11 protein-coding genes are annotated in these 13,798 nt (G+C 65.9%); 2 read left to right on the top strand and 9 right to left on the bottom strand.

Translation table 11 applies throughout. The annotated features are described in order from the left end of the window. Nucleotides 1-20: 20 nt before the first annotated feature. The 7 genes from ACREE8_RS08395 to ACREE8_RS08365 all read right to left on the bottom strand — a co-directional run bounded on the left by ACREE8_RS08395 (nt 21) and on the right by ACREE8_RS08365 (nt 10,317). On the bottom strand, nt 21-3,200 hold the full coding sequence (locus ACREE8_RS08395; RefSeq protein ID WP_431572534.1) for an efflux RND transporter permease subunit: 3,180 nt from the start codon (nt 3,198-3,200) through the stop codon (nt 21-23). Between the two features lie 7 nt (nt 3,201-3,207). Beyond that, complete coding sequence (locus ACREE8_RS08390) at nt 3,208-4,479, bottom strand: efflux RND transporter periplasmic adaptor subunit (protein WP_431572533.1); 1,272 nt, start codon at nt 4,477-4,479, stop codon at nt 3,208-3,210. A gap of 156 nt (nt 4,480-4,635) precedes the next feature. After that, complete coding sequence (locus ACREE8_RS08385; RefSeq protein WP_431572532.1) at nt 4,636-5,193, bottom strand: GNAT family N-acetyltransferase; 558 nt, start codon at nt 5,191-5,193, stop codon at nt 4,636-4,638. A 39-nt stretch (nt 5,194-5,232) separates the two neighbouring features. Next, a complete protein-coding gene (locus ACREE8_RS08380; RefSeq protein ID WP_431572531.1) occupies nt 5,233-6,042 on the bottom strand; it encodes an SDR family NAD(P)-dependent oxidoreductase in 810 nt (269 codons plus the stop codon). A gap of 57 nt (nt 6,043-6,099) precedes the next feature. Then, nucleotides 6,100-8,046 carry a response regulator gene (locus ACREE8_RS08375; protein ID WP_431572530.1) on the bottom strand — a complete coding sequence of 649 codons (1,947 nt, stop codon included), beginning with the start codon at nt 8,044-8,046 and terminating at the stop codon, nt 6,100-6,102. 13 nt (nt 8,047-8,059) lie between these two features. Beyond that, nucleotides 8,060-8,497: a response regulator gene (locus ACREE8_RS08370; RefSeq protein WP_431572529.1), complete on the bottom strand. Its 438-nt coding sequence runs from the start codon at nt 8,495-8,497 to the stop codon at nt 8,060-8,062. 14 nt (nt 8,498-8,511) lie between these two features. After that, on the bottom strand, nt 8,512-10,317 hold the full coding sequence (locus tag ACREE8_RS08365; RefSeq protein ID WP_431572528.1) for a sensor histidine kinase: 1,806 nt from the start codon (nt 10,315-10,317) through the stop codon (nt 8,512-8,514). Between the two features lie 479 nt (nt 10,318-10,796). On the opposite strand from ACREE8_RS08365, the gene ACREE8_RS08360 reads away from it, so the two are divergent. Further along, nucleotides 10,797-11,648: a hypothetical protein gene (locus tag ACREE8_RS08360; RefSeq protein ID WP_431572527.1), complete on the top strand. Its 852-nt coding sequence runs from the start codon at nt 10,797-10,799 to the stop codon at nt 11,646-11,648. A gap of 14 nt (nt 11,649-11,662) precedes the next feature. Then, nucleotides 11,663-12,805, top strand: a complete 1,143-nt coding sequence (locus ACREE8_RS08355) for a mitochondrial fission ELM1 family protein (RefSeq protein WP_431572526.1) — start codon at nt 11,663-11,665, stop codon at nt 12,803-12,805. Here the strand turns inward: ACREE8_RS08355 and ACREE8_RS08350 are convergent. Together ACREE8_RS08350 and ACREE8_RS08345 are read right to left on the bottom strand one after the other, a co-directional pair. Then, nucleotides 12,796-13,416 (bottom strand): glutathione S-transferase family protein, encoded by a 621-nt coding sequence (locus tag ACREE8_RS08350; protein WP_431572525.1) that lies wholly within the window; start codon nt 13,414-13,416, stop codon nt 12,796-12,798. The genes ACREE8_RS08355 and ACREE8_RS08350 overlap by 10 nt on opposite strands. A 76-nt stretch (nt 13,417-13,492) precedes the next feature. Continuing rightward, a partial coding sequence (locus tag ACREE8_RS08345) for a hypothetical protein (protein WP_431572524.1) occupies nt 13,493-13,798 on the bottom strand: 306 nt, incomplete at its 5' end.

Here is a 13,798-nt window from a genome sequence, read left to right as displayed (position 1 = left end):
GTCAGGTCAGCCGAAAGCCTTCATGCCGGATCGACGCTGGGCGCGTGGGCCGGACGGCCTTTGACCCGGTCTGCGACATTTCGTACCACCACATAGAAGACCGGCGTGAAGACCAGGCCAAACAGGGTCACGCCCAGCATGCCGAACAGCACCGCGGTGCCGAGGGATTGCCGCATCTCGGCGCCGGCACCGGTGGCGATCGCCAGCGGCAGTACGCCGAGGATGAAGGCAAAGGAGGTCATCAGGATCGGACGCAGGCGGGTCCGGGCCGCGGTCACGGCGGACTCGACCCGGGCGGTCCCGGTCGCCTCGGCCTGGCGCGCGAACTCGACGATCAGAATCGCATTCTTGGCGGCAAGCCCCACCAGCACGACGAAGCCGATCTGCGCCAGGATATTGATGTCGAATCCTCGCAAGGTGAGGCCCGTGATCGCCGCCAGCAGACACATCGGCACGATCAGCACGATCGAGAGCGGCAGGGACCAGCTCTCATACTGCGCCGCCAGCACCAGGAAGACGAACAGCACCGCGGCGGCGAAAATCAGGATGGTGGTGTTGCCGACCTGCTTCTCCTGATAGGCAAGCTCGGTCCATTCATAGCCGAAGCCGTCGGGCAGCCGTTCGGCCGCGATCCGCTCCATCGCCGCCAGGGCCTGGCCGCTCGAGGCTCCCGGGCCTGTCTGGCCCTGAATCTCGGTCGAGGGATAGAGATTGTAGCGCGTGACACGATAGGGGCCGGTGCGGTCCTCGAAGGAGGCCACGGACCCCAGCGGGACCATCGCTCCCGCCGCGTTGCGCATCTTGAGATTGGTGATGTCGTTGACGGTCTGGCGGAACTTGCTGTCGGCCTGCGCCGTCACCCGGTAGGTACGGCCGAGGAAATTGAAGTCGTTGACGAAAGCCGAGCCCAGATAGACTTCCAGCACCTCGAACACCTGGCCGGGCGTGACGCCCAGCATCTCCGCGCGAACGCGATCGATATCGGCGTAGATGCGCGGCGTCTTGGTGTTGAAAAGGGTGAAGACGCCGGCGAGATGGGCGTCCTGGTTGGCCGCCCCGATGATGTCCTGGGTGACGGCTTCCAGCGCCTGAAGGCCGCGCCCGCGCCGGTCCTGGACCATCATCTTGAAACCGCCGCCGGTGCCGATGCCGCGCACGGAAGGGGGCGGGATGACGATGATGAACGCGTCCTTGAGGACGCCGAGACGCTGCTGCAGCGAGGCGCGGATCTTGTCGGCAGAAAGGCCCTTGGCAACGCGGACATCGAAGGGCTCGAGCGGGGTGAAGATGGCGCCCGCATTGGGAGCATTGGTGAAGGTAGCGCCGTCGAATCCGGCAAAGGGGACGGCATGGGCGATGCCCGGGGTCTTCAGCACGATCTCGGTGGCGTCGTGGATCACCTTGTCGGTCCGCGCCAGCGAGGAGCCCGGCGGCAACTGCACCACGACGATCAGATAGGCCTGGTCGAGCTGCGGGATGAACCCGGTGGGGGTGCGGGCGAACTGGAACCCGGTGAGCGCCACGAGGCCGGCATAGACCACCAGCACCAGGACGGAGAGCCGGATCAGCCGTCGCGCCGCCCCGCCATAACCCAGCGACAGATGGTCGAAGCCGCTGTTGAAGAGCCGGAAGAAGGCCCGGATCGGGCGAAGCAGAAGGCGCGCGATAAGACCATCGGCTTCCGACGCGTTGCCATGCGGCTTGAAGAGAAGGGCGCAGAGCGCCGGGCTCAAGGTCAGCGAGATGAAGCAGGAGATCACCGTCGCCGTGGCGATGGTCACCGCGAACTGCCGGAAGAACTGGCCGGAGATGCCGGGGATGAAGGTCGCCGGGACGAACACGGCCGTGAGCGTCAGCGCGATCGCGACCAGCGCGGTACCGACCTCGTCCATCGTCTGCCGCGTCGCATCGCGGGGCGACAGGCCTCGCCGCAGATTGCGCTCCACATTCTCGACCACCACGATGGCGTCATCGACCACGATGCCGATGGCGAGCACCAGCCCGAACAGGCTGAGCGTGTTGAGCGAGTAACCGATCGCCTCGAGGACCGCGAAGGTGCCCACCAGCGAAACCGGAATCGCGACGATGGGAATGATCGAGGCGCGCCAGGTCTGCAGGAACAGGATGACGACCAGGATGACGAGCGCTGTGGCCTCATAGATCGTCTTGACGACCTCGTCCACCGACTGGGCGATGAATTCCGTCGGATTATAGACGACGTCGTAGCGCAGGCCTTCCGGGAAGGCTTTCGACAGCTCCTTCATCGTGTCGAGCACCTGCTTGGCGGTCGCGAGCGCGTTCGAGCCGGGCCGCTGGAACACCAGCAACGGAACCGCCTGGCGATCGTCGAGATAGCCGTTGGCGCTGTAGTCCTGGGCGCCGATCTCGACCCGTGCGACATCGCGCAGCCGGGTCACGCGGCCGTCGGGATCGGTCCGGACCACGACATCGGCGAACTGGCGCGCATCGACCAGCCGCCCCAGGGTCTCGACATTGAGCTGGAACGCGGTCTGGTTCGGCATGGGCGGCTGGTTCAATACGCCCGAGGCGACCTGGACGTTCTGCGCCTGCAAGGCGGCGATCACGTCGCCGGCGGTCAGGTCGCGTGCGGCGATCTTATCCGGATCGAGCCAGACGCGCATCGCATAGTCGCGCGACCCGAAGATGCGGACATCGCCCACGCCCGGAATGCGCGAGAGCACGTCGCGAACCTGGAGCGTGGCGTAGTTCGAGAGATAGAGCTGGTCGCGGCTGCCGTCCGGCGAGCTCAGATGGATCACCATCAGCATGTCGGGTGAGTTCTTGCGCACCGTGACGCCGATCCGCCGGACCTCCTCCGGTAGACGCGGCTCGGCCACGGCTTCGCGATTCTGCACCAGCACCTGCGCGGTATCGAGATTGGTGCCGAGCGCGAAGGTGACCGTCAGCACCAGATTGCCGTCGCTGGTCGCTTGCGACGTCATATAGAGCATGTTGTCGACGCCGTTGATCTCCTGCTCCAGCGGCGTCGCCACGGTGTTGCTGACGGTCTCGGCCGAAGCGCCGGGGTAGCTGGCGCGGATCTCGATGGTCGGGGGCACGATATCGGGATATTGGGATACCGGCAGCGCAAAATAGGCGATGGCGCCGATGATGGTGATGAAGACCGCGATGACGATCGCGAAGATCGGGCGGTCGATGAAGAAATGGGAGAGTCGCATGATCGATCTACTCTTCCGGATCCGGCAGATCGATCTTGCCTTCTTCCACCGTCACCTTGCTGCCGGGTCGCGCCCGCAACAGCCCGCTGATGATGATCCGGTCGTTGGCATCGAGGCCCGAGCGGATGATCCGCAGTTCGGGGCCGCGATTGGGGCCGAGACGCACCACCTTGGGCACCACGGTCCCGTCGTCCGCCACCGTCATGACGAGCTTGCGCGCCTGATCCGAGACGATGGCGGCCTCGGGAATCAGGATGGCGTCATAGGGTTCCGAGCCCGGGATCCGGACCCGGCCGAACTGACCGGGCGTGACCAGCATTGTCGGGTTCGGCAGGAGCGCACGGACCCGGATCGTGCCGGCGGTCCGATCGACCTGGTTGTCGATGAAATCGATGGTGCCCTTCATGCTCCATTTTTCTTCATCGATCAGCTGCGCCTGGACCTCGACCGACCCCTCGCGCACCGACTTCAGGCGCCCTTCGGCGATGGCGCGCTGATATTCGAGCAGATTGGATTCGCTGACATCGAACAGAAGACGGATCGGATCGAGCGACACGATCGTGGTGAGGAGCGTCGTGCCGCCGCCCGATCCCCCGGTCACGAGATTGCCGATGCTGATCGTATGGGCACTGATGCGGCCGGTGACGGGCGCCGTGATCCGCGTGTAGTCGAGATCGAGCTTGGCCGCATCGACGGCCGCCTGGGCCACGGTGATCGAGGCCGCCGCGTTGCGCGCCTGCTGGACCCGCTCGTCATAGGAGCTGGCCGAGGCGAAATCGTTCTTGCGCAGCGCCTCCGACCGCTTCACCTGGGCGATGGCCAGGTCCGAGGCCGCACGGGCCTGCTCCAGTTGCGCCTGGGCCGAGGCCAGCGCGATCTGGAACGGCCGCGGATCGATCTCGAACAGCAGATCGCCCTCATGGACGATCTGCCCGTCCTCGAAATGAATCGCCTGCAGATAACCGCTGACACGCGCCCGCAGCTCGACCGAATCCACGGCGGTGAACTGGCCGGTATATTCGTCCCACTCGGTGATCCGCTTCACCAACGGCTTGCTGACGACCACGGTGGGGGCCGGGGCCGCCGTGGCAGCCGCCGCCGTCGTGGTCGAAGCCGGCCCGATCAGACCCTGGTGCCAGGCGAGGAAACCGGCGACCGCGAGCACCAGAACGACGATTCCCAGCCAGACCCATCGCCGGCTCTTGCCAGCAGCGGTCCGGCCGGGCGTCGCCGCGCGCCGCGCCGGTGGCGCCTCTTGCCCATGATCGGTATCGCTCATTCCCGCCCCGTCCCGTCCTTCCCAGCATCGAACGTGATGCGGTGAGATTGGCCCATTGGCGGAGAGTTGCAAGGGCGGCCTTCGGCCAGGCCGCCTATTCCATCAGTTACATCCGGGTTATGCTTGTTTTTGCAGCAAGATCGGACAAGACGGTATTCAAACGGGGCGCCGCAGCCGATAGAGTCGATGGCGCCGCAGCGGATGGCCGGCCGGCAGGACCGGATGATCGAAATCCTCGCGGGCCTCGGACGTCATGCCCAGGCGTTCCATGACCGCCAGCGAGCGCCGATTGGCCGGAACGGTGAAGGAAACGATTTCCTCGAGGCCCGCTTCGGCAAATCCGAAGGCGACCGCGGCGCGGGCCCCTTCGGTCGCATAGCCCTGGCCCCAGTAACGGCGTGCCAGTCGCCATCCCACCTCGACGCAAGGCGTGAAAGGCGCGGTGAAGCGCGGGATCGCCAACCCGACGAAGCCGATGAAGGGGGCGATGTCCGGCACTTCCACGGCCCACAGACCATAGCCGTGGCGATCGAAATGCTCAGCAAAGCGCTCCGCCAGCGCGTCGCTCGAAGCCCGCTCGAGAACGGACGGGAAATGCTCCATCACGACCGGATCGGCGTTGATGGCCGCAAAGGCCGCGAGATCGGCCTCGCGCCAGGGCCGGAGCCGCAACCGCGCGGTCGTCAGGGTCGGATGCGGACGGGCACCGAACATGGAAGCGAATTCAGCCTCGCTGTGACATGGGGGCGACGGTTACGACAGGGTGCCTGCGAAAAGCTTCCAGGTGCCGGCGACTTCGAGCCAGGGCAACGAAGGATAGTCGGTGATGGTGAGCCCGCCATCGACGATGAGCGTCGCCCCGGTCACGAACGACGCCTCGTCGGACGCCAGGAACATGACGGCCCGCGCGATCTCGTCCGGCGCGCCCATGCGGCCGAGCAGCGAGGCGCCCTTCTCCCAATCGCCGCTCGCCGCGGCATTCTTGGTGACATCGGTCTTGATCCAGCCCGGCGACACCGAATTGGCGCGGATGCGATGGGGAGCGCCTTCGACGGCGAGCGAGCGGGTCAAGGCCTCGAGGCCGGCCTTGGCGACGCCGTAGGTGCCCCAATTGCCGTGAAAGGTCGCGGTCGAGGAGATGTTGACGATGGCGCCGCCGCCGGCCGACTTCAGCGCCGGAAGCGCATAGGCCGCCATGAAGTAAGCACCCTCGAGATTGGGCCCGACGATCTTGCGCCACCGTTCGCCCGGCGTATCCGCGCTCTCGATACCCGACCGGCGCGCGCCGGCGCCGGCATTGTTGATCAGCACATGGAGCTCGCCGAAGCGCGCCAGGACCGAGGCGACCAGGGCCTTGGCCTGGGCTTCATCGGCGACATTGGTCTGGAAGAACTCGGCCTCCGCGCCGCTTCCGCGCAGCTCGGCCAGGGTCGCCGCCCCCTTCTCGCGGTCGCGCCCGCAGATGGCGAGCCGAGCTCCTTCAGCCGCGGCCCGCACCGCGATGGCCCTGCCGATGCCCGAATTGCCGCCGGTGACCAGGACGGTCCGGTTCTTGAACTTCATGCGATCATTCTCCGAGAGAGCGATAGGCTCCGGGTCGTCGCCCGGCGCCGGGAAGGCTCAGCGCGATTCGGGGTTGGAAAGGACTTCCCTGATCCGGCGCGCCAAATCCTGCTTGCGATAGGGCTTGCTGAGGAAGTTCCGGCCGCCCAGCCGGTCCTCATCGCCCTGCAGCGCGTTCTCCGCGAAGCCCGAGGTGAAAAGAATCTTGAGATCGGGCCGCAGCTCGGTCGCATGGCGCGCCAGCTCCACGCCGGTCATGCCGCCCGGCATGACGATATCGGTGAAAAGCAGATCCACGGGCACCGCCTGCTTCAGCAGCGCCACGGCCGCATGACCGTCCTGGGCCTGGATCACCTGGCAGCCGAACTCCTCGAGCTGCTTCACCGCCACCTCGCGCACGCCCGGATGATCCTCGACCAGAAGCACCCGCACGCCCTTCAGATCGCCGGCGCTCTCGCCAGCCGCGATTTCCGCCGCCGGCGTCGGTTCCGTCATGATCCGGGGCAGATAGATACGGATGGTCGTGCCATGGCCGAGCTCGCTGTAGATCTTTACATGGCCTTTCGACTGCTTCACGAAGCCATAGACCATGCTGAGGCCCAACCCGGTGCCGCGGCCTTGGGGCTTGGTCGTGAAGAAGGGCTCGAACACCCGGCTCATGATCTCGGGCGCAATGCCGCTGCCGGTATCCGTGACCGCGATCATCGCATAGTCACCAGGCGTCACATCGGAATTCTCGGCGGCATAGCGTTCGTCCAACCGCTTGTTGCCGGTCTCGATGGTCAGGCGGCCGCCCTTGGGCATGGCGTCGCGTGCATTGATCGCCAGATTGGCCATCGCGGCCTCCACCAGCGACGCGTCGGTCCGGGCCGGCCAGAGATCCTCCGCCAGCTTCATCTCGACCTCGACCTGTTCGCCCAGGGTGCGCTGCAGCAGCCGCGTGATGCTTGTCACCAGCTCGTTGAGATTGACGAAGCGCGTCTCCAGCGGCTGCCGGCGCGCGAAGGCCAGGAGCTGGCGCGTCAGATCGGCGCCGCGCAAACCCGCCTCGAGCGCCTGCTGCGCCATCTTGCGGATACGGCTGTTGGGCTCGAGCTGCTCGCAGAGGATATCGAGATTACCGATGACCACCGCCAGCAGATTGTTGAAATCATGGGCAAGACCGCCCGTGAGCTGGCCGATCGCCTCGAGCCGCTGCGAACGGCGCAACTGCTCCTCGACCTCCTTGCGCCGGGTGATGTCTTCCGCGATCCCCACCAGATGGGTGACCTTGCCGGTTTCGTCGCGGATCGGCGAGATGGTCGCATAGACCGAGGCGCTGGCTCCGTCCTTGCGCGCCATCTCGAACTCGCCCTGCATGTCGCGGCTGTCGGCACCGCTGCTCCAGGCGGCGGCGCAATCGTTCTCCGCGAGCCCGACCGGCTTCCACATGGTCGGGGTCTTGCCGATCAGGTCGGAAAGCTTGAAGCCGGTCACCTCGAGCAGCTTCGGATTCACAAATTGGATGATGCCATCCACGTCGGTGATGACGACGAGATTGGCGCTCTGCTCGACCGCGCGCGACAGAATGCGCAGCCGTTCCTCCGCGCGCTTGCGCTCGGCCAGCTCATGGGCCCGTTCGCGGCGCAGGTCGCTGTCGCGCAGCTCGCGCTCGATCGCGGATCCCAGCCGGCGCAGATTGCCCTTGATCAGATAGTCTTGAGCGCCGGCCTTCATCGCCGAGACCGCGGTGTCCTCGCCGATGCTGCCCGAAACAAAGATGAAGGGCGTACCGAGCCCGCGTTCGCGCACGATCCTCAAGGCATCCGTGCCGCTGAAGCGCGGGAGGGAAAAATCGGCGAGGATGATATCCCAGGGCTGCCGGTCGAGTGCCGCGTTCAGGCCCTCGGCCGTGTCGATATGCTCGTAGCGGGCGTCGAATCCGGCGCGTTTGACCTCCAGGAGGAGGAGCTCGACATCGTCATTCGAGTCCTCGACGATCAGGAGCTGAAGCGGCACGGCCATGGGATGATCCTCGTCAGCGCGGCGGCGCTTCGTTCAAGAGCAGCCAATAGAGGCCGAGCTGACGCGCGGCTTCCACGAACTCGTCGAAATCGACGGGCTTGCGCACATAGCTGTTGCAGCCCAGCCGATAACTCGCGATCAGATCCTGCTCCTCCTTGGAGGAGGTCAGAACCACGATCGGCAATGTCTTGGTTGCTTCCTCGGCCCGGATCCGGCGCAGGACCTCGAGGCCTTCGAGCCGGGGCAGCTTGAGATCGAGCAGCACGACCTGCGGCAAATCGCTCCGGTCCCGCCCGCTATGAGCGCCGGTGGCGAAGAGATAATCGAGGGCCTCGACCCCGTCGCGCGCCACGACCACCGTGTTCTTGATGTTGTTCTTCTTGAAGGCCCGAAGCGTCAGGGCGACGTCGTCGTCATTGTCCTCGACCAGCAGGATTGCCGCATTCCGCATCGTTCAAACCTCATTCAAAGCGTGAAATAGAAAGTGGCCCCCTGATCGGGGCTGGATTGCGCCCAGATCCGCCCGCCATGCTTGCGGATCACGCGCTGAACCGTTGCCAGCCCGACCCCGGTGCCGGGGAAGGCAGTCGCATCATGCAGCCGCTGGAAGGCGCCGAAAAGCTTGCCCGCATAGGCCATGTCGAAGCCAGCCCCATTGTCGCGCACATAATAGGCCCGTTCGCCATCGACGGTCTCGACCCCGAGCTCGATCTGGGCGGGGTCGCGGCGGCCGGTGAATTTCCAGGCATTGCCCAGGAGATTGTCGAGCACGACCCGCATCAGGCGCCCGTCGGCCTGTGCCTTGAGCCCCGGCGCGATGGTCGCGACGACACTGCGCCCGGGCGCCGCGCGCTCCAGCTCCTGCAGCACCTTGCCCGCCATGTCCGTCAGATCGACCTCTTCGCGCACCACCTCGCTGCGCGTCACATGGGCGAGGCGCAGCAGATCGTCGATCAGCATGCCCATGCGCTGGGCGGCCTGGCGGACGCGCTTGAGATAGCTCTGGCCTTCCGCATCGAGGCGGTCCGCATAATCCTCATTGAGGGCCTGGCTGAAGCCGTCGATGGCGCGCAGGGGCGCCCGCAGATCATGCGAGACGGAATAGCTGAAGGATTCGAGCTCCCGGTTCACGGCATCGAGCTCCGCATTGTCCCGCGCGAGGCGGTGGTTGAGCGCCTTCATCTGTTCTTCCGCGGCACGGCGCTCCTCCCAGTAGAGCGCGAGGAACCAGCTGGCGGTGGCGAAGAGCAGGAGCAGAACCGCGCCGGCCAGGATCAGCCGCTGCTTCAACGGCGCCAGATCGGCATCGAGCACCGACTGGGGCGTGAAGGCCATTATCACCCATCCTGGCAGACGCAAGGGACGGCTGCCGGGCTCGACCGCGCCCGTGGCTGCCGCCGCGCTCAGTTCGTGCGGCAGCTTTACATAAGTGAAGAGGCCGGCTTCGGCTGCGAACTGGCCGCTGGCCGGGCCGTTCTGCAGTCTTGTCCAGGCCTCGGGATAGAGGGTTTCCAGCCGGTGCTGCTCGCGGTCCGGATACATGAAGGACCATTCGACATCGCGGCTGGGCCCAAGCAGCCAGTAGCCTGCCTCGTTAAGCAGCCAGATCTGGTCGCGGTCGGGCGTGCCCATGAGCGCGATCCGGTCGAGGATGCGCTGCCCCAGATAGTTCATCACGATCATGCCGCGCGGGAGGCCGCTCGGGTCGTAGACCAGCGTGGAGACGCGGATCGCCGGATTGACCGGTTCCTCGATCTTGTCATGCTCTTCATTGAGGTCGAAGGGGGAGACATAGATATCGCCGGCCTGGAGCTTCAACGTCTCCTGGACGAAGTAGCGGATGCCCTTGTCCTGCAGCTCGTCGACAGGCACGCGAACCGGATCGCCCTTGTTCCAGTTCGCGCGGATCCGTTCCCGCCCGGTGAGATCGATGAAACGGACCTTGTCGTAAAGTCCCTTGGTCGTGACGAAGGCGAGATATTCGTCGCCGACATCGGCCCAGCTGGTCGCGCTCCCATCGGCAAGCCAGCGCCTCAAGGTCGGGTCATGCGCCAGGAAGCGGACATCGGAAATGACCGTGGCCAAAGTGGCGACAAATCGTTGCTGCGAGATCTCGACGCTCTTCTGCTCGGCGGCCTGGGTGACCGAGAAAGTGGCGTCGGACTGGGCGCGATAGAGCAGCACCATGATCGCGACCGATGCCAGCGCCAAAGGCAAAAAAATGAGAGCGGCACGCCTCAGCACGCCCGCGCTCACATTTGCCTGAAACATCAATCTTGCCTGCCTGCTGGTCCGGGGTGAGACGGCGAGAATCGGCGCTCGATTCCGATCGGATCGATCTCAAGGCTGGTCTTTTCGTGCTCCCGCCGTTTCCGACGGTCTTCGCTTCGGGCGGAGCCAGGACCCGCGAATCGGGTGCTGTCGATTCGACGATACAATGCCGGCAACATCCTGTCCGCCGCGGCGGAATCAATAACATTCGGCGAGAACACCGGTCAAATCATCGCGTTAGATTCAAATTGCACCAGCACACTGGAGGTTGCGGACCGGCCCCGCCGGCGCCAAGGTCATTAAGGAAGATGACCGCGACGGGGCTACTGGCCGATTGCCCCCGTCCAGCGCCCGTCGGCCCGGCCGTTCCCCCGTGACACTGCGATGACTTGCTTTTGCCATGCAATCCGGGGGGAATTGCACTATCAACGCGGGCGACAGAGACCCATGGCCCTTTGCCGAGAGCATGGACAAGCGGCATGACGATGAATGGCAGCCTTCTGGCATCGACCCCCGCATCCAGCGTGGTGCGCGAGCCCTTTGCCCATTATGTAAGCAGGGCGGCACTGCCTCCCGACCTCTATCGGCAGCTGGACGCCTCTTTCCCCTCCGCCGAGACGATCCTGGGCGGCCGGGCGGCCGCGATCGAGAATGCGGCGGCACGCCTCCCCGCCTTCAAGGTGCTCGACAACCCGGCGATCGCGCCGGAATGGCGTGAATTCTTCAAGATCCACACCTCGGCGATTTTCTGGAACGACATCGTCCGCGTGTTCGGCGACAGCTTGCGCAAGACCTTCCCGCAACTCGAGGACCGCGCCGGGCGCCGGCTCGAGGATTTCCGGGTAGGTGTCCGGGGTGCCGAACCCGAAGCCGACCTCCGGCTCGAATGCCAGTTCGTCATCAACACACCGGGCACCCGGACCTCGTCGGTCAAGACACCCCATGTCGACAAGCGCCAGACCCTGTTCGCGGCGCTCTACTACTTCCGCGACCCGGAAGACCGGTCGGAAGGCGGCGATCTCGAATTCTATCGCTGGCAGCGCAGTCCGCGCTTCCTGAATTACCGGATGATCCTGCCGGAGGATGTGACGCCGATCGAAGCGGTGCCTTATGGCCCCAACACGCTCGCCTGTTTCGTCAACTCGGCGCAGTCGGTCCATGGTGTGACGCCGCGCGGGCCCTCGGTCCGGCCCCGCCGCTATATCAATTTCATCGCCGAGCTGCCGTTCAAGGCCTTTGCCACGCGCGGCATGAGCATCCCGGCCCGGCTGCTGCATTGGCCGCAGATCCGCCAGATCAGCCGGCGCTCGGTGGGCGCGGACCGCTACTGACCGCGAGGCCCGACATGCCCGTGGCGCCATCCGAGCCCCAGGCGCTCGAAAGCGCGGCCGGCGTCTGGCTGCTGACGAGCTATCGCGCTGGCGACAATGCGCAGGTTCTCGGTCTGGCCGAGGCGCTGGACTGGCGCTTCGAGATCAAGACGCTTCGTTTCCGCAAGACCGAGTTCATCACCAACCGGCTTCTCGGCAGCACGCTGGCCGGCGTGATCGATGAAGGTTCGAGCGCGTTGACGCCACCCTGGCCCGACCTCGTCATCTCCGCCGGTCGCCGCAACGAGCCGGTGGCGCGCTGGATTCGCGATCGGGCCCGACGCGCCTCCATCCCGGCAAATACCCGCCTGGTGCATCTCGGCCGGCCCTGGGCCGATCCCCGCCATTTCGACCTGATCGTCACCACGCCGCAATATCAGGTGCCGGCGCGCGCCAACGTGCTCACCATCGGCGCGCCGCTGCATCGCGTCACGGCGGCAGGGTTGGCCGCGGCCGGCAAAAAATGGGCGCCCGCGCTTTCCGCCCTGCCTCGTCCCTGGATCGCGATCCTCGTCGGCGGCAACAGCCCGCCTTATGTCTTCGACGCCGCCATGGCGCGTGAGCTGGCGCTCCAGGCCAACGAGCTTGCCCGCCGGCGCGGAGCCTCGCTGCTCGTCACGACCAGCCCACGCACCCGTCCAGAGGCGGCCGCCGCCTTGCGCGACGCCATCGCCAAGCCCGCCTTCTTCCATGACTGGACGCCCGATCCCGATGCCAATCCCTATCTCGGGCTGCTGGCGCTGGCCGACGCGTTCATCGTGACGGGCGAGAGCATGTCGATGGCGGCCGAGGCCTGCAGCACCGGCAAGCCGGTCCATCTCTTCGACATGGGCTGGGGCTGGAGCGCGATGCGGCCGCCGGCTCATCCCGGCCTTGCCGGGTCGCGCGGCATCGGCGAGCGCCTGGCACCCCAGCGTCTGAAACATTGGGCCTTGGCCCATCTGCTGCCGGAACGGGTCCGGCGCGATGTCCGGGTGATTTTGCGGCGTCTGGTCGAGGAGGGTCACGCGGTCTGGCTCGGCGATCCGGCCCCCCTCTCGGGCAGGCCGGCGCCGGACGACATGGCCGTGGCCGTGGCCCGGGTCCGCGCGCTGTTTGCGAGCCAGCGTCAGCTCTGATGCAGCGGCAGGACCTTGGCGACCGCCGGGCGCTGCTTCATGCGCTGATGGTGATCGTGGATCTTCGGGAAGCGCGCCAGCTCGACGCTGTCCCCCTTGAGCCAGCCCGCCAGCGTGAAGAGATAGGGGTCGCTGATCGTGAAGCGCTCGCCCATCACCCAGGGTCCCTTGAACATCTCGTTCTCGATCAGATCGAAGCACTCGCCGACATTCTGCGGCACCTTGCGCCGCATCTCGGCGATGGCGGCGGGATCGTCGGCCCAGCGATAGGCCCGCAGCCGATGGGCATGGGCGACATGGACGGTCGAGCAGAGATAGCTGTTGAAGGACTGGACCCGGCCGAATTCATAGGCATCGTCCAGCGGCGCCAGGCCTGCCGCCGGATGGGTCTGCGCCACGAAGGCGAGGATGGCCGGATTCTCCGTCAGGATGCCGCGATCGGTGACCAGCGCCGGCACGCGCCCCTTGGGATTGATGGCGAGATATTCCGGTTTGCGCTGGTCGCCCCCGACCAGATCGACCTTCACCGCGTCATAAGCGGCGCCCGCTTCCTCGAGAGCGATATGCGAGGCCATCGCGCAGCTGCCGGGCGCGTAGAACAGCTTCAGCATCGGGTCTCTCCGCAAAGGAAGCGCCCTCGCGACGGTCGGACCCCGGAGAGCCCGACCGTCGTGGGAGGGAATTGAATCAGGCCGCGAGCGGCCGCGATTCCAGCGGCGGCACGCGCCGGATCAGGTCCAGCGAATCGTGGCGGATGTGATTGTGGCGCATCTCTTCGCGCAGCTGCGCCTCGGTCACGGTGCCGGCATCGAGACATTCGCGCAGCAGGCCATAGAAGAAGGCCTCCTGTTTCGGGTCGGGATGCGCATTGTAGTGGCCCATCAGCCCGTAATCGCCGAAGAGCTTGCGCCGCGCCGTCATGATCCAGGCCCAGGGCGGGAAGAAATAGACCCGATCGACCGGCTGGAAATCGACCTTGAGGCCGGTCTTCCA

Origin of the sequence: Hypericibacter sp. (genome assembly GCF_050729195.1) — a bacterium.
GTDB lineage: Bacteria > Pseudomonadota > Alphaproteobacteria > Dongiales > Dongiaceae > Hypericibacter.
The sequence above is the reverse complement of the archived record's forward strand: the minus strand, read 5'-3'. Positions and strand labels throughout refer to the sequence as shown.